Raw genomic sequence first — 20,857 nt, 5'->3', positions numbered from 1 at the left:
GCGCGCGGACACGCGGAGGCGGCCGCGAAGCGCAGTGCTTCGCGGCCGTCCGCCGCTGCGGTTCAGGAAGCCGGCGGGGGCGACGGAGGCGACTGAGGAGTGGAAGGGCCGGCGCTGCCGCCCGCGTCCTTCTCCCCGTCGGTCCCGGCGATGCGGTCGAGGGCGTCCTTCGCCTTCCCCGTGCCCGCCTGGATCTTGTCGCTGTACTTGCCCTTGGTCTTCTCGTCGACCACCTTGGCAGCCTTGTCGAGGCCCTGGTCGATCTTGCCCCCGTGCTGCTGCGCCAGGTCCGAGACCTTGCCCTTCGCAGGGGCGAGTTTGGCTTTCAGTTGGTCCAGGAAGCCCATGGGTCCACCTTCCCTCGCTGGGGATCTACTTGCGGGCGCCCTCGCCGGCCTCGTTGTCGGCCGCCTCCTCCGCGGACTGCTGCTTCGGAATGTCCACACCCTCCGCATCAGCCGCTTCGGCGGCGTCCGCTGACTTGTCCTCGGCAGCGCTCTCGGTGTCGGTATCGGCACTGGCCTCGGCGGCGGGCTTCGCGTCGCTGTCGGCCTCCGAGGCGGCCTCTTCGGCTCCCTCGGGCTCGGCCGTCAGCGTGGCCGCTGCCGCGTCGGTCGTCGACGCCTCATCGCTGTCCTTGGACTTCCGGCGGAAACGTGCAAAAACGCCCATATCTACTCCATACGTTACTCGTGTGGGCGAAATCCCGCCCCACCCGGTGCGTCCCATTGCGCCGCCCGGGTCATCGGTTCTCGAAACCGGCGGCCGGAACCTCGCAACAGGCAACGACCCCAGAGCCGTGCCGTCACGTAGCTCGTTCGGGGACGGGGGCAGATGTTTGCGAGACTGAGGCAGTGAGTAGCGCAGCCCCCGCCCCGCGGGTCATCGCCGTCGTCGGTCCGACCGCGGCAGGAAAGTCCGATCTGGGCGTTTTCCTCGCCCAGCGTCTCGGCGGCGAAATCGTCAACGCCGACTCGATGCAGCTCTACCGAGGGATGGATATCGGTACCGCCAAGCTGACGCCCGAGGAGCGCGGCGGCGTACCCCACCATCTCCTCGACATCTGGGACGTCACGGAGGCCGCCAGCGTCGCCGAGTACCAGAAGCTGGCCCGCACCGAGATCGACCGACTCCTCGCGGAAGGGCGCTGGCCGATCCTCGTCGGCGGCTCCGGTCTCTACGTCAGGGGGGCCGTGGACCACCTGGAGTTCCCCGGCATCGACCCCGAGGTGCGGGCCCGCCTTGAGGAGGAGCTCACGGTGTGCGGCTCCGGTGCTCTGCACGCCCGCCTCGCCGCCGCCGACCCCGACGCGGCCCGGGCCATCCTGCCCAGCAACGGCCGCCGGATCGTCCGCGCCCTCGAGGTCATCGAGATCACCGGCAAACCCTTCACCGCCAACCTCCCCAGCCACGAATCCGTGTACGACACGATCCAGATCGGCGTCGACGTGGCGCGCCCCGAACTCGACGAACGCATCGCCACGCGCGTGGACCGCATGTGGGAGCGCGGCCTGGTCGACGAGGTGCGCGCGCTGGAGGCCCAGGGGCTGCGCGAGGGGCGTACGGCGGCCCGTGCGCTCGGCTACCAGCAGGTGCTCGCGGCGCTCGCGGGAGAGTGCACCGAGGACGAGGCGCGTGCCGAGACCGTGCGCGCCACCAAGCGCTTCGCACGCCGTCAGGACTCCTGGTTCCGCCGTGACCCACGGGTGCACTGGCTCAGCGGGGCACTGACCGACCACGAGGAACTCCCGGCACGCGCGCTGGCGTTGGTCGAACGACCGGTCACAGCCTGATCACGTGATGGCATCGGGACGCTCCGGCGGTCATCCCGGCACCTGACAGCGTGCCATCATCGACCATCGATCGACCGGTGAAAGTCCGAAGTGGGAGGGCGCGTGGCGATGGAGGCCGGCCCTCGTGACACCGCACATGACGGCGGAGAGCAGCTCAGCCCCGACGGTCCCGACGAGACGTCGGGCGGCGTGACGTCGAGTGGCGTGACGGACGACGGTCCCGACCCCGACGAGATGTCGGCAGCGGCCGAGGTCGAGGTCGAGGTAGAGCTGCGTCCCCAGCCGCGTCTGCGCATCTGGCAGCTCGCGCCCATTGTGATCCTGGCCGCCGTCGGCTCCCTGATGTTCGCCTTTCCGCTCGCCTTCGAGTTCGGCGACGGCGGCGCCGTGGTCGCCATGCTCGGCCTGCTGATCAGCTGCTGCGCGGCCGGCTGGGGCATGATGGCCGCCCGCCGCGTGGGCCACACCTGGCCGGGACTGCCCGAGCGCGGCTCCGGGGACCGCCCGGACTGGCGCGTCGTCTCCGGGTACGCCGTGCTGTTCCTGGGCGCCGTGGTCCTCGCCGTGTGGCGGGTCGCCAGGCTCCGCTGAGCGCACCGCCTGGACCGGGTGTCCTACCCACACCGTACGATCGAGGAATGAGCACGCGGATCGCCTTCCTCAAGGGGCACGGGACCGAGAACGACTTCGTGATCATCCCCGACCCCGACAACGCCATCGAGCTGTCCCCGTCGGCCGTGGCCGCCCTGTGCGACCGCCGCGCGGGCATCGGTGGCGACGGCCTCCTCCACGTCGTACGCTCCGCGGCCCACCCCGACGCCCGCCACCTGGCGGACCGCGCCGAGTGGTTCATGGACTACCGCAACGGCGACGGATCCGTCGCGGAGATGTGCGGCAACGGAGTGCGGGTCTTCGCCCGTTACCTGCAACGCGCGGGGCACGCCGCCGAAGGCGATCTGGCGGTGGCCACCCGCGGTGGCGTGAAGACCGTGCACATCGCCAAGGAGGAGTCCGGCGGCGACATCACCGTCGGCATGGGCAAGGCGGTCCTCCCCGAAGGGGACGTCACCGTCTCGGTCGGCGACCACCGATGGCCCGCGCGGAACGTGAACATGGGCAACCCGCACGCGGTCGCCTTCGTCGACGACCTCTCCGAAGCGGGCAACCTCTACGAAGCACCCCCCTTCAGCCCCGCCTCCGCCTACCCGGACGGGGTCAACGTCGAATTCGTCGTCCCGCGGGGCCCGCAGCACGTCGCCATGCGCGTGCACGAGCGCGGCGCGGGCGAGACCCGCTCCTGCGGCACCGGTGCCTGCGCCGTGGCCGTGGCGGCGGCCCGCAAGGACGGCGTGGACCCGGCCGTGACCGGGACCCCGGCCACGTACACCGTCGATCTGCCCGGTGGGCGCCTGGTGATCACCGAGCGGCCCGACGGCGAGATCGAGATGACGGGCGGAGCCGTGATCGTCGCGGAGGGCGAGATCGCGTCCGAATGGTTCGAAACGGCAAGCGCATGAACTGTCGCTCGAATGGGTGATCCGTTTCACGCTCGGCGAGAGGCGGTCAGCGCCACGTGATGGGCTCGGTAGCATCAAGCACCGGCCCGGACGGAGTACGCCGCCGTCCGCACACCGCCGGTCGAAGCAGCCGGAGGTGCTCATGAGTGCGGAGGCCACGAACCCTGCCACGCCCGTCCCCGCCGTGCCCGGGGTCCAGCGCAAGCGCGGTCGTGCGCGTCTCGACCTGCGCAGGCTCGGCAGGGCCGCCCTGCTCGGATCCGGCACCCGGGACCGTCTGCCCGACGCGATCGGCCATGTGGCGGAGGCCCACCGGAACCACTATCCGGACGCCGATCTGGAGCCGCTGCGCCGCGCGTACGTGCTCGCGGAGTCCTCGCACCGCGGTCAGATGCGCAAGAGCGGTGAGCCGTACATCACACACCCGCTCGCGGTGACCCTGATCCTCGCCCAGCTCGGCGCGGAGATCACGACCCTGACCGCCTCCCTGCTCCACGACACCGTCGAGGACACCGACGTCACGCTGGACCAGGTGCGGGCCGAGTTCGGTGACGACGTCTGCTATCTGGTCGACGGCGTCACGAAGCTGGAGAAGGTCGACTACGGAGCGGCGGCCGAACCCGAGACCTTCCGCAAGATGCTCGTCGCCACCGGCAACGACGTGCGCGTCATGTCGATCAAGCTCGCCGACCGCCTGCACAACATGCGCACGCTCGGCGTCATGCGCCCCGAGAAACAGGCCCGCATCGCCAAGGTCACCCGGGACGTGCTCATTCCGCTCGCCGAGCGCCTCGGTGTGCAGGCGCTCAAGACCGAGCTGGAGGATCTCGTCTTCGCGATCCTCCACCCGGAGGACTGCGCGCAGGTCAAGGCCATGATCGCCGCCAACGCCGAGAGCGAGGGCGACCCTCTCGGGGACATCGCGGGCGAGGTGCGCAGTGTGCTGCGCGACGCGGGCATCACCGCCGAAGTGCTCATCAGGCCCCGGCACTCCGTCTCGGTCCACCGCGTGCACCGCAAGCGCGGCGAACTGCGCGCCTCCGACTTCGGCCGCCTCCTCGTGCTCGTCAACGAGGACGCCGACTGCTACGGAGTCCTGGGCGAGCTGCACACCTGCTTCACCCCGGTCGTCTCGGAGTTCAAGGACTTCATCGCCGTACCGAAGTTCAACCTCTATCAGTCGCTGCACACGGCCGTGACCCGGTCCGACGGAGAGGTCGCCGAAGTCCTCATCCGCACGCACCAGATGCACCAGGTCGCGGAAGCGGGCGTCGTCACCCTGCACAATCCCTACGCTCCTCCTTCGGAGGAGCCGTCCGACGGCGCCGACGACGAGCGGGTGGACCCGACCAGGCCCGGCTGGCTCTCCCGGCTCCTCGACTGGCAACAGGCCGCCCCCGACCCGGACACCTTCTGGTCGACGCTGCGGGAGGACCTCGCCCAGGACCGCGAGATCGCCGTCTTCCGGCCCGACGGCGGCACGCTCGGCCTGCCCGCGGGCGCCAGCTGCGTCGACGCCGCCTACGCCCAGTACGGCGAGGACGCCCACGCCTGCATCGGCGCACGCGTGAACGGCCGCCTGGCGACGCTCAGCACGGTCCTGAGGGACGGCGACACCGTCCAACTGCTCATGAGCCAGGACCCCACGTCCGGGCCCTCACGCGACTGGCTGGACCACGCGCGTACGCCTGCCGCGCGGATCGCCATCCGGCGCTGGCTCACCACCCACCCCGCACCGGCACCCGCGGCGGCCGCGCCGACGTCGTCCCCGCAGCGGCCCCCGCAGCAGACCCCCGCGGGCGTTCCCAAGCCGGAGGACTCCGCGGCCCTGCGGCCCGCCGCGGCGAACGCCGTCGTGGACCGCGAGGGTGCGAGCGTGCGCCTCGCGGGCTGTTGTACGCCGGTGCCACCCGACGACGTCACCGCGTTCGCCGTCCGCGGCGGCGTCGTGACCGTCCACCGGGTCGGCTGTCCCGCCGTGGAGCGCATGAAAGAAGTGGGGCGCCCGGAGATCGGCGTGCGTTGGGGAGACACCGCCGAGTGCCGCGTCACCCTGATCGCCGAATCGTTCGGCCGGGCGCATCTGCTCGCCGACCTCACCGAGGCGATCGCCCTCGAAGGCGTGGCGATCATCTCGGCGACCGTGGAGCCGCCGACCCAGCAGCGCGTACGCCACACGTACACGCTCCAACTCCCCGACGCCGCACACCTTCCCGGGCTCATGCGCGCGATGCGCGAGGTCCCCGGGGTGTACGACGTGAGCCGCGCGCAGCATCCGGCGGCCGCCGCCCACTGAACAGCGGCACGCTCGCCGGCAGGGGGCCGAAGCCTGCCGAGAGGCGGCCGAAGCGTGCTGAGAGGGGACGCACGGCGTCCCGACGGCGACTCGTTCGAGTGGCCCGGCGCGCGCCGTCACCACGCGGAAGACGCGCGCTGATAGCGGTTGTTCATGCTGCTCATCCCTCGGACCACGGCCTCCGGGCCGAAGGCGCTCCGTCCCGCTCGTCCCACCGCCGCACTGATCGCGGCGACCGTGTCCGCCGCTCTCCTCGCGGCGAGCGCACCCTCGCCCGCCACCCCGCTCGGCATCGGCGACCGTCTCTTCCCGCACCTGGGCAACCCCGGGTACGACGTGCAGTCGTACGACATCGCCTTCACCTACCGCGGTGACAACCGCAAGCCGCTGGACGCCGTCACCAAGATCGAGGCCAGGGCGACCGAAGCCCTGGACCGCGTGAACCTCGACTTCGCGCACGGCAAGGTGCGTTCCGTCGAGGTGAACGGCGAACGCGCACGCTTCGAAAGCGGTGGTGAGGACCTAGTCGTGACGCCGTCCGCGCCCGTCGGACGAGGCGACCGGATGCGGATCACCGTCCGTCACACCAGCGACCCCACGTACGCGAAGGGCACCCAGGGAGGCTGGGTGCGCACCGACGACGGGCTCGCCATGGCCAACCAGGCCGACGCCGCCCACCTGGTCTTTCCGTGCAACGACCACCCGGCGGACAAGGCGGAATTCACGTTCCGCGTCACCACGCCCAAGGGGTACACCGCGGTCGCCAACGGCCTCCCCGCCGGCGCGACGCGGCACGGCGCCGCCACCACCTGGGCGTACCGGCACCAGCACCCCATGGCGACCGAGCTGGCCCAGGTCTCCATCGGCCGCTCCTCCGTGCTGCACAGGAAGGGGCCACACGGCCTCCCCGTACGCGACGTGGTGCCCACCGCGGACCGAGAGGTCCTGGAGCCGTGGCTGAGGAAGACGCCCGAGCAGCTCGGCTGGATGGAAGAGAAGGTCGGCCGCTATCCCTTCGAGGTCTACGGCGTCCTGATCGCCCGGGCCAAGACCGGCTACGAACTGGAGACGCAGACGCTCTCTCTCTTCGAGAGAGAGCTCTTCACCCGCCCCGAGTTCCCGGAGTGGTACGTCGACTCGATCATGGTGCACGAGCTCGCGCACCAATGGTTCGGCGACAGCGTCAGCCCGAAGACCTGGTCGGACCTCTGGCTCAACGAGGGCCACGCCACCTGGTACGAGGCCCTCTACGCGGAGGAGAAGGCGAACAAGCCCCTGGCCGACCGGATGCGGCAGGCCTACCGGCAGTCGGACGGCTGGCGCGCGGCAGGCGGGCCCCCGGCCAGGCCGAAGGCGCCCGCACCCGGCAAGAAGATCAGCATCTTCCGCCCCGTCGTCTACGACGGCAGCGCCCTGGTGCTCTACGCCCTGCGCCAGAAGATCGGCCGCACGGCCTTCGAGAGCCTGGAACGAAGCTGGGTCCGCGCCCACCACAACGGCAACGCCGAGACCGCCGACTTCGTGCGGCTCGCCTCCCGGATCGCCGGCCGTGACCTCACGGGATTCTTCGACGGCTGGCTCTACGGGAAGAAGACGCCGCCGATGCCGGGGCATCCGGACTGGAAGACAGGGAAATAACCCGGGTGACGAGACGGGCCGTGCCGTGCAACCATCGTCAGGTCGACGGCACGGGCCCGTCAGGGACATCCCCTCGGGGACATCTCAGGGCACGATCGGCAGGTTCCGGGAATCTCCGGACCGCATCGGGCGTTGTCGACTGTGACGGATCCGGCATCCGTCGCCTTCCCATCGACGGATCGACGTAAGGACCCAATGACCTCCTCTTCTTCCCCTTCCCAGGACGCACAGAGCTTCGCGCAGAACTACCCCGAAGGTCTTCGGGCCGATGCCCTGATGGAAGAGGACGTCGCCTGGAGCCACGAGATCGACGGAGATCGGGACGGCGACCAGTTCGACCGCTCCGAGCGCGCGGCTCTGCGCCGCGTCGCAGGCCTCTCCACCGAGCTCGAGGACGTCACCGAAGTCGAGTACCGACAGCTCCGTCTGGAGCGCGTGGTGCTCGTCGGCGTATGGACTTCCGGCACGGTCCAGGATGCGGAGAACTCCCTCGCCGAGCTGGCCGCTCTCGCCGAGACGGCGGGCGCGCTCGTGCTCGACGGCGTCGTCCAGCGCCGCGACAAGCCCGACCCGGCGACGTACATCGGCTCCGGCAAGGCCTTGGAGCTGCGTGACATCGTGCTCGAGACCGGAGCCGACACCGTCGTCTGCGACGGTGAGCTGAGCCCCGGCCAGCTGATCCACCTCGAAGACGTCGTCAAGGTCAAGGTGGTCGACAGGACCGCCCTGATCCTCGACATCTTCGCCCAGCACGCCAAGTCCCGGGAGGGCAAGGCGCAGGTAGCCCTCGCGCAGATGCAGTACATGCTGCCGAGGCTCCGCGGCTGGGGTCAGTCGCTCTCCCGTCAGATGGGTGGCGGCGGCGGTGGCGGCATGGCCACCCGTGGTCCCGGTGAGACCAAGATCGAGACGGACCGGCGACGGATCCGCGAGAAGATGGCGAAGATGCGCCGGGAGATCGCGGAGATGAAGACGGGCCGCGACATCAAGCGCCAGGAGCGCAGGCGCAACAAGGTGCCTTCGGTCGCCATCGCCGGATACACGAACGCGGGCAAGTCCTCGCTGCTCAACCGCCTCACGGGCGCGGGCGTCCTGGTGGAGAACGCACTGTTCGCCACCCTGGACCCCACCGTCCGCAGGGCCGAGACGCCGAGCGGCCGGGTCTACACCCTGGCGGACACCGTCGGGTTCGTCCGGCACCTGCCGCACCACCTCGTCGAGGCCTTCCGCTCGACGATGGAAGAGGTCGGCGACTCCGACCTGATCCTGCACGTGGTGGACGGTTCGCATCCGGTGCCCGAGGAGCAGCTCGCCGCCGTGCGCGAGGTGATCCGTGACGTGGGCGCGACCGACGTGCCCGAGATCGTGGTGATCAACAAGGCGGACGCGGCGGACCCCCTGGTTCTCCAGCGGCTGCTGCGCAACGAGAAGCACGCCATCGCGGTCTCCGCGCGGACCGGTGCCGGAATCGAGGAGCTGCTCGGGCTCATCGACACCGAGCTGCCGCGCCCCGAGGCCGACATCGAGGCCCTCGTTCCGTACACGCACGGACAGCTCGTCTCGCGGGCGCACGCCGAGGGCGAGGTGCTCTCCGAGGAGCACACCGCCGACGGAACCCTGCTCAAGGCGCAGGTGCACGAGGAACTCGCCGCGGAGCTCGCTCCGTACGTGCTGGCCGCGCACTGAACCTCGGCGCGCCACGCACCGGCGCGCCAGGTGTACGCGCACAAGTGAAGGCCCGCCCCCTGCGCAAAGGGGGCGGGCCTTCGCCGTGTCAGTGACCGTGGCGCCGCGCGAGGGTGAGGCCGCGCGGCCGCGCGCTTACTGAGCGCCGTACTTCTTGCTCATCATGTCGTAGACCTGCTCGGCGCCGCGGCCCAGCTGCGGGCCCGCCAGCCAGGTGTTCTCGGCCGGGCCGATCGAGGTGTTCGACACGAGCCGGGTCTTGCCGCCGGACACCCGGAACCAGCCGCCGCCGGACGAACCGCCGGTCATGGTGCAGCCGATGCGGTACATCGTCGGCAGCGACGGCGAGAGCGAGAGACGGCCCGGCTTGTCGACACACTTGTGCATGATCAGGCCGTTGTACGGGGGAGCGGCCGGGTAGCCCCAAGCGCCCATCGAGCTCACGCTCTGCGCGGCCGGAGTCGAGAAGTCGACGTCGAGCGCGTTGCCGACGGTCTCTTCGAGGGACTTGTCGCCCTGCTCCGGCTTCACGTGCATGACGGCGTAGTCGTACGTCGCACCCGCGCCGCCCGTCGGACCGCCGCCGTTGATCCACTCGTTGGAGGTCGAGACCCAGTCGGCCCAGAACTGGCCGTAGGGGGCAATCTCCTGCGGGGCCGCGTTACGCAGGTCGGCCTCGGACTTGCCCAGGTCGTTGTACGAGGGCACGAAGGCGATGTTGCGGTACCAGCCGCCCTTCGCGCCGGCGTGCACGCAGTGACCCGCGGTCCACACGAGGTTGGACTTGCCGGGATCGCGCGGGTCCTTCACCACGGTGCCCGAGCAGACCATCGAACCCTCGGGGGAGTCGAAGAAGATCTTGCCGACCGGAGCGGCGTTGTCGTGGTACGGCGTCTTCTCCGGCTTGGCCTGGACCGGCGTCGGCTCCGGGTCGGTCGCGCCCTGATCGGCGGTCGCGTCCTTCGCGGCGATCGTCTTGTTCGGGTCCTTGGCCTTCTGCATCCGCTCGGGCTTCCAGAGCCCTTCGATGACCGGGTTGGCGAAGTCCTTGGCCTCCCGGACCCAGTCGCCCTTGTCCCAGTTCTTCCAGGCGCCGTTCTTCCAGTCGTCCAGGTCGATGCCCTTGTCCTTCAGCTTGTCGGCGAGGCCGTCGGGAAGCTGGACATCGGAACCGGAGTCGGAGCCGTTGGCTCCCTGAGACGTGGTGGCGTCCGGCTTGTCGCTCGCCTTGTCGTCGCTGGGACCACAGGCCGTGGCGGTGAGCGCCAGAGTGGCCGCGAGACCGGTGGCGGCGAGCGCCACCCGCCGTCCGCGGCTGCGCGCGAACGGCGCACGAGTGGAACGCATGGTGCTGTTACCCCCGATGGAACGTGAATCTGCCATGTGCGTGTCATGTCGGTCGACGCGGGTCTCCGCGTCGAGCGTCGATGCAACACCCCACTATGCCTGTGGGGTTGGGGACGAACGGCGGCGGGGGCGTGAAGGTTTCCGGCGCCCCGCCGCCGTACAGAAGTCCCTAGGGGGCAGCCCTGGGCCTGCCCCCGGGTGACTGGCATACCAGTCGACGTGTGGGAGCGCGCCTACTTGTCGGCGAACTTCTTGCTCACCGCGCTGTAGATGCCCTTGGCCTCCTTGCCGAGGCGCGGACCGGCCAGCCAACCCGCCGTCACCGGACCGATGGAGGTGTTCGACACGAGCGCGGGCTTGCCGTCCTGGCCCTTGGCGACCCAGCCGCCGCCGGACGAACCGCCGGTCATGGTGCAGCCGACGCGGTACATCGTCGGGTCGGGCTTCGACAGCGACAGCCGGCCCGGCTTGTCAGCGCACTGGAAGAGCTTCTGGCCGTCGAACGGCGGCGCCGCCGGGTATCCCGTCGCCGTCATGGTGTCGATCTGCGGGACGGCCGGGGCGTTGAAGTCCACCGGGAGCGCGGAACCGACCGTCTCCTCGAGCGACTTGCCCTCACTGCCCTTCTCCGGCTTCACGTGGATGACCGCGAAGTCGTACGGTGCGCCCGCACCGCCGGTCGGGCCGCCCTGCTCGATCCACTGGTCGGAGGTCTGCGCCCAGTCGCCCCACCAGACGCCGTACGGAGCGACCTCTTCCTTCGGGGCGTTCTGCAGCTCGGCGACCGACTTGCCACTGTTGTTGTACGACGGGACGAAGACCATGTTGCGGTACCAGCCGCCCTTGGCGCCCGCGTGCACGCAGTGGCCCGCGGTCCACACCATGTTGGACTTGCCCGGGTGGGCGGGGTCCTTCACGACGGTCGCGGAGCAGACCATCGAACCCTCGGGGCTGTCGAAGAAGAGCTTGCCCGACTCGGCGACCTGGTCGTGGTACGGCGCCTTCACGGCGGCCGCCTCCACTGGCTTGGGGGTCGGGTCGGTGACGCCCTGGTCACCGGAGATGTCGTTGTCGTCGACGCCCCGGTCAGGGTTCTTGTCGGCGTCCCGCATCCGGTCCGGGTCCCACAGGTCCTCGATGATCGGGTTGACGAAGTCGCCGGCCTCGCGGAGCCAGTCGTCCTTGTTCCAGTTCTTCCAGGCGCCGTTCTTCCATTCGTCCAGATCGATCCCGTTCTCCTTGAGCTTGTCCTTCCAGGCGTCCGGGATCTGGATCTTGTCGTCGCCGTTGCTGTCACCGGGCTGGGCCGAGGACGAGTCACCGCCGGCGTTGTCCTCGCTGGGACCGCAGGCCGTGGCGGTCAGTACGAGCGCCGCGCCGAGCGCCACAGCCGCCACAGGGGAGGTTCTGGAGCGCATGCTCCTCCTACTGCGAACAGCGAAGAGCGGACGTATGGGTCGCATCGTGAGATTCCCCCTGGGCCTCGAAATTGTTCCAAAGTGCTGGACATCCGGGTGCGGAGCACCCGTTGCCACCGGTGCGGCACCCCCTCGCTCGATTTGCTCGGGTTTGCTCGGGGGAGCGGCGCCACCTGTCGCTGATGAACGGCCCCCACACTATGCCGGTGCCGTTGGGGACGGCCGACGGAAGGGCAACGGTTCCGTCACGGCAAGGATCTTCCACTTGCCCGTGTTCCGCCGGGCCTCTCGTCGTTGGTACGTACGGGGGAGTCGCCGCATGCGTTCATCCCCCTGCCCAACTCGCCTGCGCGTTCGCCCACATGACGCCCTCCTGGGCGTCACCGGACGGCCGCATTCGTCCCCAGCGGGAGGACCAACAGTCGTGGCCGTGACCGACCCTGCGCCCGCGGCGGCGTCCGCAGTGAATTCCGTAACGCAGCCCGCGGTGCAGCACGCGCAGTCCACAGCGCCGCCCGCGCAGAGCACACCGCAGCCCGCGCGGCCCGCGGCGCAGACCACGGCCCACGAGGGCATCCTGCGGCGCCAGGCGGCACGCGAATCGGCCGCCCGCACCTATGCGCGAGCCCTCCCGATCGTCCCGGTCCGGGCACGCGGACTGACGATCGAGGGCGCCGACGGCCGCCGCTACCTGGACTGTCTCTCCGGCGCCGGAACCCTCGCGCTCGGCCACAACCACCCCGTGGTCCTCGAAGCGATCAGGAAGGTCCTCGACTCCGGGGCCCCGCTGCACGTCCTCGATCTCGCGACGCCGGTCAAGGACGCGTTCACCACGGAGCTGTTCCGCACGCTGCCGCCCGGCCTGGCGGACCGCGCACGGATCCAGTTCTGCGGCCCCGCGGGGACGGACGCGGTGGAGGCGGCACTGAAACTGGTCCGCGCGGCCACCGGCCGCGACGGGCTGCTCGCCTTCGCCGGTGCCTACCACGGCATGACCGCAGGCGCGCTCGAAGCGTCCGGCGGCGCATCGACCGTCCGGGTCGCGCGCCTGCCCTACCCCCAGGACTACCGCTGCCCCTTCGGGCTCGGCGGCGCGCAGGGCGCCGAACTGTCCGCCCGGTGGACCGAAAACGTCCTCGACGACACCAAATCGGGCGTACCGGCCCCCGCCGGCATGATCCTCGAACCCGTCCAGGGAGAGGGCGGGGTCTACCCCGCACCCGACGCCTGGCTCCGCCGGATGCGCGAGATCACCGCCGCCCGCGGCATCCCTCTCATCGCGGACGAGGTGCAGACGGGTGTCGGTCGCACCGGCGCCTTCTGGGCCGTCGAGCACAGCGGCATCGTCCCGGACGTCATGGTGCTCTCCAAAGCGATCGGCGGCAGCCTGCCCCTGGCCGTCGTGGTCTACCGCGACGACCTCGACGTCTGGCCCCCCGGCGCCCACGCGGGAACCTTCCGCGGCAACCAACTCGCCATGGCGGCGGGCGCGGCGACCCTCGCGTACGTCCGCGAGAACGGCCTCGCCGAACGCGCCGCCACCCTCGGCTCCCGTATGCTCGCCCAGCTCCGCTCCCTGGCCGCGCATCACCCCTGCATCGGCGAGATCCGCGGCCGGGGCCTGATGATCGGCGTGGAGCTGGTGAATGCGAACACCGAGCCGGCGACGGCGCTCCCGTCGCAGGCCACAACGTCAGGCGCCGCAACCACGGGCCCGGCGCGCACGGGAGGCGTACGCACCGGGACCGCACACGCAGACGAGCACCTCGCTTCCGTCCTCACCGACCTCGCCCCCACCGCACAACCTCACCCCCCGGCGCCCGAACTGGCCGCTGCCGTGCAGCGCGAGTGCCTGCGCCGTGGACTCATCGTCGAGCTCGGCGGCCGCCACTCCAGCGTCGTACGACTCCTGCCTCCCCTCACCCTCACCGACGAACAGGCGGCCGCGGTCCTCGACCGCCTCGCCGACGCGCTGGCCACCGCGGCGCGCGCCCACCCCAGATAGCCAAGACGGGCCCGGGCAGCCCTCCTGCCGGACAGGAACCGCCGAGCACGCCCCGGGCCGCGTCGCCACACGGAGACCCGAACAACCTCACAAGGAAGCCCTCTTGAACGCCACCCCCGCATCCGAAGGCCGCCCCCAACCCGACGCCCCAGGCGCGTGCGGCACGCACACCTCACTGGTGGCGGAGTCCGGTACGGTCCCCCGGCAGAAGGGTGGCGGCCAGGAGGCCGAGCGCCTGCGCGGGGCATCCACCGACTTGTTGGAACACCCCGACCCGCACATCGCCGCACAGGCCGCGGCCGTCGAGAACCTTCTCCGCTGCTGGGTCAGGGAGAACAATCTCCCCGCTCCGGACCAAGGCATCCTTCGGGTCCCCCTCAAGGCCAGCGGAACGGCCCTCCTCGTCCCCGTGCACTACTGGTCGGCCACCGGCTGGCACCGCTTCAGCCTCCCTTACCTGGAGGACGGCCCCGAGAGCGCCCCACCCGTGGACGCCGTCACCGTCGCCGCCCTCCTCGGCCGCGAAACGGCCCGTCGCGCGACCCACGCCGAGTCGGACGATACGGCCAGGACCGCCACCTCCCCTGAACCTGAACCGGTCAGCGCGGACTGCGAGGTCAGCGAGGCCAGCGGAGCCAACGCGGCCGGCACGGTTCACGCGGCCCCAGCAGGCACCACGGCCACCACCTCCGAGCCGGTCGACGGCGCCGACCTCGTCGGCCGGGTGGCCGACTCGGTTAGGCGCACGGCCACCTTCCTCGCCGACCGTCGCGACCGCCCCGCCGACGAACCCGACCTCTTCCTCGCCGCCGAGCAGTCCCTCCTCCTCGGGCACCCCCTGCATCCGACCCCCAAGAGCCGTGAGGGCCTGTCCGACACCGAATCCCGCCTCTACTCACCGGAGTTGCGCGGCGCCTTCGCACTCCACTGGTTGGCCGTCGACCGCTCCGTACTCGCTTCCGACTCCGCATGGACCGAGCGCGGCCGCACCGTCCCCGCCGACCAGCTCGCCGCCCGGCTCGTCGGCGCCGAGTTGCCGCTCCCAGACGGCCGCGCCGCCCTTCCCGTGCACCCCTGGCAGATCCGTGAACTCCGGCACCGGCCCGCGACCGCCGCGCTCTTCGACGCAGGCCTGCTCCAGGACCTCGGCACTCACGGCACCCCCTGGCGCCCCACCTCCTCCGTCCGTACCCTCTACCGCCCAGGCGCCGCCGCCATGCTGAAGCTGTCGCTCGGCGTGCGCATCACCAACTCCCGTCGCGAGAATCTCCGCAAGGAACTCCACCGCGGTGTCGAGGTCCACCGGCTGCTCCGCAGCGGCCTCGCAGAGCAGTGGCAGTCGGTCCACCCCTGCTTCGACGTCATCCGCGACCCGGCATGGCTCGCCGTCACAGGGACCGACGGCGAGCCCGTCCCCGGACTCGACGTCATGATCCGGCACAACCCCTTCCAGCCCGGCGACGACGCCACCTGCATCGCCGGACTGGTCTCACCCCGCCCTTCGGTACTGCCCTCCTGCCAGGACAGTCACGCGATGCACTCCCGGCTCGGCGAAACCGTCACCCGTCTCGCCGGGCGAACAGGGCGTTCGCGAGGCGCGGTTGCCACCGAGTGGTTCCTGCGTTACCTGGAAACCGTCGTACGCCCCGTGCTCTGGTTGGACAGCGAGGCGGGTGTCGCCCTGGAGGCGCACCAGCAGAACACCCTCCTCCTGCTCGACCCCGACGGCTGGCCCGTGGGCGGCCGGTACCGCGACAACCAGGGCTACTACTTCCGCGAGTCTCGGCGCGCCGAACTCGAACGACGACTTCCCGGCATCGGTCGGGACAGCGACACGTTCGTATCCGACGAGGTGACGGACGAGCGGTTCGCCTATTACCTCGGCATCAACAACGTCCTCGGCCTCATCGGAGCCCTCGGCGCCGAACGGCTCGCGGACGAACGTCTGCTGCTCGCCGCCTTCCGTCGCTTCCTGGGCGATGTGGCATCGGGCCCCGCCAAGCTGCGTACCTCGCTGCCCGCGACCTTGCTCGACTCACCCGTGCTGCGCTGCAAGGCCAACTTGCTGACCCGGTTGCACGGGCTCGACGAGCTCGTCGGCCCGGTCGACACCCAGTCCGTCTACGTCACCATTCCCAACCCCCTCCATTCCTGAGGACATGCCACACCTCTGCTGACAGGAGCGACGTCGTGCCTCCCACCGATGCGAGCACCGACACCGGGATCGATGCCGGACCTGATGCCGGACTCAACGCCGGAATCGAATCCGCCGCTACCGGCGCCGACTGCGCGGACACCCTCGACCTGCGGCTGCCCGATGAGCTCGTCGCCCTGATGGCAGAGGGCGAGCGGCGAATCGGTGGGGTGCAGGACGATCTACTGGACGGCGTCGGCGACTGGGGCCCTGTCACCACCGGTGCCGGTGTCTTCCAACTCGTACCCGTACGTCTCGAACGTGACCTCCCAGTGATCAGCCGCTGGATGAATGACCCTGCGGTGGCCGCTTTCTGGGAACTGGCCGGACCCGAAGCCGTGACGGAGACCCACCTCCGGACGCAGCTGGACGGGGACGGACGCAGCGTTCCTTGCCTGGGCGTGCTGGACGGGATGCCGATGAGCTACTGGGAGCTGTACCGAGCGGACCTGGATCCGCTGGCCCGGCACTACGCCTCGCGGCCGCACGACACCGGCATCCACCTCCTCATCGGCAGCGTCGCCAACCGCGGCCGTGGCCTAGGCACTTCGTTGCTCAGAGCCGTGGCCGACCTGGTGCTCGACCACCGTCCTTCCTGCGCACGCGTCGTGGCTGAACCCGACCTGCGCAACACCCCCTCCGTCTCCGCTTTCTTGAGCGCCGGCTTCCGCTTCTTTGCGGAGGTGGATCTGCCCGAGAAACGCGCGGCTCTCATGGTCCGTGACCGGGCCCTGCGCTCCCTGCTCTGGCCTGATCACTCTTAGTAACGACGCTCGACCCGATCCGGTTCCCTCACCGAGGAGTCCCCGTGCCGAATCCGTCCGCCAGCTCGATTCCCCGGCCCTCCATCGAGCTATACGACCCGCCCGAACTGACTCAGGACAGATGGCGAGAGGCCGGGCGCCGACTGCTGGCCAAGATGATCGGGGAGTTCGCGTACGAGGAGATCATTCGGCCCGTGCCGGTGTCCGTGCCCGCGGCTGAGGGGGACCGGGACGGGGACGGGGAGGCGGGCATCTACCGGCTTCGGCTCGAACCGGCCGGACAGGATCTCGAACCGGCCGACCAGGACGAGGCCGCGGACGATGCGCGGAGGCAGGACGAGGTCGCCGATGCGGTGGGGGAGAGGAACGGGACCGCCGGCTCGCACGGGAACGGCGGTTCGCACCGGGCCGGCGACTCCGACGGGACCGACGACTCCCCGGATCGACAAGGCACCGTGCTCACCTTCCGCGCCCGCCGCGGATCGTACGGAAGCTGGTATGTGGACCCGGCCGGCCTGACCCTCACCGAGGGCAACGGGCCGGCCCTCGCATTGAGCGACCCCCTGCGCTTCCTCGTACTCGCCCGCCGGACCCTGGGCCTGGACGGCGCCACACTCGGCCATCTCATCCGCGAGCTCACCGTCACCCTCAGCGCCGACGCCAAGATCGACAACACGGCGCTCAGCGCGGCCCAGCTCGCCGATCTCGGCTACGCGGAACTCGAAGGGCATCAGACGGGCCATCCCTGGCTCGTCCTGAACAAGGGGCGGATCGGGTTCTCCGCCGGCGACACCGACCGTTGGGCCCCCGAGGCGCGCCGCTCCACGACGCTGCCGTGGATCGCCGTCCACACCGACCTCGCCGTGTACCGGGGCGTCGCGGGGCTGGACACCGCCCCGCAGCTGTACGCACGCGAGCTCTCCGCCGACATCCGGGCAGTCTTCGCGGATTTACTGCGCGCACGCGGGTTGGACCCGGCGCAGTACCTCTACCTGCCCGTGCACCCCTGGCAGTGGGACGAGACGGTGCTGCCGCTCTTCGCACCGTCCATTGCCGCGGATGCCATCGTTCCGCTCTGCAGTGACGGTGACCTGCGCCTTCCTCAGCAGTCCATCCGTACGTTTCTCAATACGACCCGCCCCGACCGGCACACCGTGAAGCTTCCGCTGTCGGTCCTGAACACGCTCGTGTGGCGGGGTCTGCCCACCGGCCGCACGGTGGCCGCGCCCGCAGTCACCGCCTGGATGCACGGGCTGCGGGACGCCGACCCCTTCCTGCGCGACGAATGCGGGGTCATCCTGCTCGGCGAGGTGGCGTCGGTGGCCGTCGAGCATCCCGTGTACGACGGGCTGCTTGAAGTCCCCTATCAGTACAGAGAGTTGCTCGGCGCCATCTGGCGAGAGCCCCTGCATCGCTACCTTGCACCCGGTGAACGTGCCCGCACCCTGGCCTCTCTCACGCATACCGACTCCGGCGGCCGGGCCTTCGTCGCCGAGCTCGTGGAGCGCTCGGGGTTGGCGCCCGAGGCCTGGCTGCGGCGGCTCTTCGCCGCACTGCTGCCGCCCTTGCTGCACTTTCTCTACCGCTACGGAACGGTGTTCTCCCCTCACGGGGAGAACGCCATCGTTGTTTTCGACGGTAATGACGTGCCCGTCCGGCTCGCCGTGAAGGATTTCGTGGACGACGTCAACGTGAGCGCGGTACCGCTGCCCGAGCACGACGCGATGCCCGGGGACGTGCGTGACGTACTGCTCACAGAGCCGCCCGCTTTCCTCACCCAGTTCATCCACTCGGGTCTTTTCGTGGGCGTCTTCCGCTATCTCGCGCCCCTCTGCGAGGAACAACTGGGTGTTCCGGAAGCCGACTTCTGGTCCTTCGTGCGGTCCGAGATCCTGCGGCACCAGGCACGCGCCCCCGAGCTGAAGGAACGGTACGAGATGTTCGACCTGCTCACCCCCCGTATCGAGCGGCTCTGCCTGAACCGGAACCGCCTGCACCTCGACGGATACCGCGACCGGTCCCAGCGCCCGCACGCCGCCGTGCACGGAACCGTGGGCAACCCCCTCCACCAACCTTGATCGGCGGATTGTCAGTGGGGCACCGTAGGGTGGTCGCGCTATGACGAAGCCCTCGCTCCCCGAGCTCCTGCACGCCGCCGTCGCCGCTGTCGGTGGTACGGAACGCCCTGGCCAGGTGTCCATGGCCGAGACCGTCGCCGAGGCGATCGACGACGGCTCCCACCTGCTGGTCCAGGCCGGCACCGGCACCGGTAAATCCCTCGGCTATCTGGTGCCGGCCCTCGCCCACGGCGAGCGTGTGGTGATCGCGACGGCCACTCTCGCCCTGCAGCGCCAGCTCGTGGAGCGCGATCTGCCGCGCACCGTGGACGCGCTGCATCCGCTGCTGCGCCGCCGTCCGCAGTTCGCGATGCTCAAGGGGCGTTCGAACTATCTCTGCCTGCACCGCCTCCACGAAGGCATGCCGCAGGACGAGGAGGAGGGCCTTTTCGACCAGTTCGAGGCGGCCGCCCCCACCAGCAAGCTGGGCCAGGACCTCCTGCGGATGCGGGACTGGGCGGACGAGACAGAGACGGGCGACCGCGACGACCTGACCCCCGGGGTCTCCGACCGGGCCTGGTCCCAGGTGTCCGTCTCCTCCAGGGAGTGCCTGGGAGCTTCGAAGTGCGCCTATGGGGCGGAGTGCTTCGCCGAGGCGGCCCGCGAGCGCGCCAAGCTGTCCGAGGTCGTCGTCACGAACCACGCGCTGCTCGCCATCGATGCCATCGAAGGTGCCCCCGTCCTGCCTCAGCACGAAGTGCTGATCGTGGACGAGGCCCACGAGCTGGTCTCCCGCGTCACCGGTGTGGCCACGGGGGAGCTCACTCCGGGGCAGGTCAATCGTGCCGTGCGCCGCGCGGCGAAGCTGGTCAACGAGAAGGCGGCGGACCAGCTTCAGACCGCCTCGGAGGGCTTCGAGCGGCTGATGGAGCTTGCTCTGCCCGGCCGCCTGGAGGAGATCCCCGAGGACCTCGGCTATGCGCTGATGGCCCTGCGGGACGCCGCGCGCACGGTGATCAGCGCGCTCGGCTCGACCCGGGACAAGTCGGTCCAGGACGAGGACGCGGTCCGCAAGCAGGCTCTCGCCTCCGTGGAGTCGATCCACGACGTGGCGGAGCGCATCACGAACGGCTCCGAGTACGACGTGGTCTGGTACGAACGCCATGATCGCTACGGCGCCTCCCTGAGGGTGGCCCCCATGTCGGTGTCGGGCCTCCTCAGGGAGAAGCTCTTCGCCGATCGTTCAGTGGTCCTCACCTCCGCCACGCTCAAGCTGGGCGGTGACTTCAACGGAGTGGGGGCCTCGCTCGGTCTGGCCCCGGAGGGCACCGAATCCGACGACGCGCCCGTGTGGAAGGGGCTCGACGTCGGCTCGCCCTTCGACTACGGGAAACAGGGCATCCTGTACGTCGCCAAACACCTGGCCCGGCCGGGGCGCGAGGGCACCCGCAGCGACATGCTGGACGAGCTCGCCGAGCTGATCGAGGCGGCCGGTGGACGCACGCTCGGTCTCTTCTCCTCGATGCGGGCCGCTCAGGGGGCGGCGGAGGAACTGCGGGGGCGGCTGGACATGCCGATCCTCCTGCAGGGCGAGGAGACGCTGGGAGAGCTGATCAAGGGCTTCGCGGCCGACTCGAAGACCTGCTTGTTCGGGACGCTCTCGCTCTGGCAGGGCGTCGACGTGCCGGGGACCAGCTGCCAGCTGGTGATCATGGACAAGATCCCGTTCCCGCGTCCCGACGATCCGCTGATGAGCGCTCGCCAGAAGGCGGTCGACGATGCCGGTGGCAATGGGTTCATGGCGGTCGCGGCGACCCACGCGGCCCTGTTGATGGCCCAGGGCGCGGGCCGTCTCGTACGGGCCTCCGGGGACCGTGGAGTGGTCGCTGTCCTGGACCCCCGCCTTGCCACCGCCCGCTACGGCAGCTACCTGCGGGCCTCGCTGCCCGACTTCTGGTACACCACGGACCGCAACCAGGCCCGACGCTCGCTGGCGGCGATCGACGCGGCGGCGAAGGCAGCCGAGGCGGCCGAGGCCTAGGCCCGCGCCGGATCGAGCCCGAGCTCTACTACGAGGTTCGGCCGGCGGCTTCGCCCTGCGGAACCTGCGCCTCAGGAACCTCAGGCGGTCGCAGACGCAGC

At 70.4% G+C, this 20,857-nt stretch carries 15 protein-coding genes; 11 read left to right on the top strand and 4 right to left on the bottom strand.

All coding sequences use genetic code 11. The features are described from left to right. Positions 1 to 62: 62 nt before the first annotated feature. The gene (locus tag DEJ48_RS10020) at positions 63 to 347 is read right to left on the bottom strand and encodes an antitoxin (protein ID WP_150215821.1); all 285 of its coding nucleotides are present in this window, start codon (positions 345 to 347) and stop codon (positions 63 to 65) included. Positions 348 to 372: 25 nt separating this feature from the next. Then, complete coding sequence (locus DEJ48_RS10015; RefSeq protein WP_150215820.1) at positions 373 to 672, bottom strand: hypothetical protein; 300 nt, start codon at positions 670 to 672, stop codon at positions 373 to 375. A gap of 182 nt (positions 673 to 854) precedes the next feature. On the opposite strand from DEJ48_RS10015, the gene miaA reads away from it, so the two are divergent. The 6 genes from miaA to hflX all read left to right on the top strand — a co-directional run bounded on the left by miaA (position 855) and on the right by hflX (position 8,930). After that, positions 855 to 1,793 carry a tRNA (adenosine(37)-N6)-dimethylallyltransferase MiaA gene (miaA, locus tag DEJ48_RS10010; RefSeq protein ID WP_150215819.1) on the top strand — a complete coding sequence of 313 codons (939 nt, stop codon included), beginning with the start codon at positions 855 to 857 and terminating at the stop codon, positions 1,791 to 1,793. Between the two features lie 108 nt (positions 1,794 to 1,901). Then, complete coding sequence (locus DEJ48_RS10005; protein WP_223832456.1) at positions 1,902 to 2,384, top strand: hypothetical protein; 483 nt, start codon at positions 1,902 to 1,904, stop codon at positions 2,382 to 2,384. Between the two features lie 47 nt (positions 2,385 to 2,431). Further along, the gene (dapF, locus tag DEJ48_RS10000) at positions 2,432 to 3,310 is read left to right on the top strand and encodes a diaminopimelate epimerase (RefSeq protein ID WP_150215817.1); all 879 of its coding nucleotides are present in this window, start codon (positions 2,432 to 2,434) and stop codon (positions 3,308 to 3,310) included. A 142-nt stretch (positions 3,311 to 3,452) separates the two neighbouring features. Further along, positions 3,453 to 5,606, top strand: a complete 2,154-nt coding sequence (locus DEJ48_RS09995; RefSeq protein ID WP_150215816.1) for a RelA/SpoT family protein — start codon at positions 3,453 to 3,455, stop codon at positions 5,604 to 5,606. 153 nt (positions 5,607 to 5,759) lie between these two features. Beyond that, entirely contained in the window at positions 5,760 to 7,244 is a 1,485-nt protein-coding gene (locus DEJ48_RS09990) for a M1 family metallopeptidase (RefSeq protein ID WP_150215815.1), read from the top strand. 195 nt (positions 7,245 to 7,439) lie between these two features. Continuing rightward, on the top strand, positions 7,440 to 8,930 hold the full coding sequence (gene hflX, locus DEJ48_RS09985; RefSeq protein WP_150215814.1) for a GTPase HflX: 1,491 nt from the start codon (positions 7,440 to 7,442) through the stop codon (positions 8,928 to 8,930). Positions 8,931 to 9,065: 135 nt separating this feature from the next. On the opposite strand, the gene DEJ48_RS09980 is transcribed toward hflX, so the two are convergent. Continuing rightward, positions 9,066 to 10,277 carry a trypsin-like serine peptidase gene (locus tag DEJ48_RS09980; protein WP_150215813.1) on the bottom strand — a complete coding sequence of 404 codons (1,212 nt, stop codon included), beginning with the start codon at positions 10,275 to 10,277 and terminating at the stop codon, positions 9,066 to 9,068. A 233-nt stretch (positions 10,278 to 10,510) separates the two neighbouring features. Then, positions 10,511 to 11,740 carry a trypsin-like serine peptidase gene (locus DEJ48_RS09975; protein WP_150215812.1) on the bottom strand — a complete coding sequence of 410 codons (1,230 nt, stop codon included), beginning with the start codon at positions 11,738 to 11,740 and terminating at the stop codon, positions 10,511 to 10,513. A 385-nt stretch (positions 11,741 to 12,125) separates the two neighbouring features. Between DEJ48_RS09975 and DEJ48_RS09970 the strand changes: the two genes are divergently transcribed. The 5 genes from DEJ48_RS09970 (at position 12,126) to DEJ48_RS09950 (ending at position 20,756) form a co-directional block, all read left to right on the top strand. Beyond that, positions 12,126 to 13,700: a diaminobutyrate--2-oxoglutarate transaminase family protein gene (locus tag DEJ48_RS09970; protein ID WP_411757442.1), complete on the top strand. Its 1,575-nt coding sequence runs from the start codon at positions 12,126 to 12,128 to the stop codon at positions 13,698 to 13,700. 103 nt (positions 13,701 to 13,803) lie between these two features. Continuing rightward, complete coding sequence (locus tag DEJ48_RS09965; protein ID WP_150215811.1) at positions 13,804 to 15,855, top strand: IucA/IucC family protein; 2,052 nt, start codon at positions 13,804 to 13,806, stop codon at positions 15,853 to 15,855. Between the two features lie 35 nt (positions 15,856 to 15,890). Continuing rightward, positions 15,891 to 16,658: a GNAT family N-acetyltransferase gene (locus DEJ48_RS09960; RefSeq protein ID WP_190537309.1), complete on the top strand. Its 768-nt coding sequence runs from the start codon at positions 15,891 to 15,893 to the stop codon at positions 16,656 to 16,658. A gap of 44 nt (positions 16,659 to 16,702) precedes the next feature. Then, positions 16,703 to 18,736 (top strand): IucA/IucC family protein, encoded by a 2,034-nt coding sequence (locus tag DEJ48_RS09955; RefSeq protein WP_150215810.1) that lies wholly within the window; start codon positions 16,703 to 16,705, stop codon positions 18,734 to 18,736. A 40-nt stretch (positions 18,737 to 18,776) separates the two neighbouring features. After that, the gene (locus DEJ48_RS09950) at positions 18,777 to 20,756 is read left to right on the top strand and encodes an ATP-dependent DNA helicase (protein ID WP_150215809.1); all 1,980 of its coding nucleotides are present in this window, start codon (positions 18,777 to 18,779) and stop codon (positions 20,754 to 20,756) included. The last annotated feature ends 101 nt before the right edge of the window (positions 20,757 to 20,857 follow it).

Source organism: Streptomyces venezuelae (assembly GCF_008642315.1).
Taxonomy (GTDB): domain Bacteria; phylum Actinomycetota; class Actinomycetes; order Streptomycetales; family Streptomycetaceae; genus Streptomyces; species Streptomyces venezuelae_D.
Note: the sequence above shows the minus strand (reverse complement) of the source record. Positions and strands in the feature narration are given on the sequence as shown.

Coding starts and splice junctions, on each gene's coding strand:
- DEJ48_RS10005 (WP_223832456.1), top strand. CDS start 1,902: ATGGAGGCCGGCCCTCGTGACACCGCACATGACGGCGGAGAGCAGCTC.
- dapF (WP_150215817.1), top strand. CDS start 2,432: ATGAGCACGCGGATCGCCTTCCTCAAGGGGCACGGGACCGAGAACGAC.
- DEJ48_RS09995 (WP_150215816.1), top strand. CDS start 3,453: ATGAGTGCGGAGGCCACGAACCCTGCCACGCCCGTCCCCGCCGTGCCC.
- DEJ48_RS09990 (WP_150215815.1), top strand. CDS start 5,760: ATGCTGCTCATCCCTCGGACCACGGCCTCCGGGCCGAAGGCGCTCCGT.
- DEJ48_RS09950 (WP_150215809.1), top strand. CDS start 18,777: ATGACGAAGCCCTCGCTCCCCGAGCTCCTGCACGCCGCCGTCGCCGCT.
- DEJ48_RS10020 (WP_150215821.1), bottom strand. CDS start 347: ATGGGCTTCCTGGACCAACTGAAAGCCAAACTCGCCCCTGCGAAGGGC.
- DEJ48_RS10015 (WP_150215820.1), bottom strand. CDS start 672: ATGGGCGTTTTTGCACGTTTCCGCCGGAAGTCCAAGGACAGCGATGAG.
- hflX (WP_150215814.1), top strand. CDS start 7,440: ATGACCTCCTCTTCTTCCCCTTCCCAGGACGCACAGAGCTTCGCGCAG.
- DEJ48_RS09975 (WP_150215812.1), bottom strand. CDS start 11,740: ATGCGACCCATACGTCCGCTCTTCGCTGTTCGCAGTAGGAGGAGCATG.
- DEJ48_RS09980 (WP_150215813.1), bottom strand. CDS start 10,277: ATGCGTTCCACTCGTGCGCCGTTCGCGCGCAGCCGCGGACGGCGGGTG.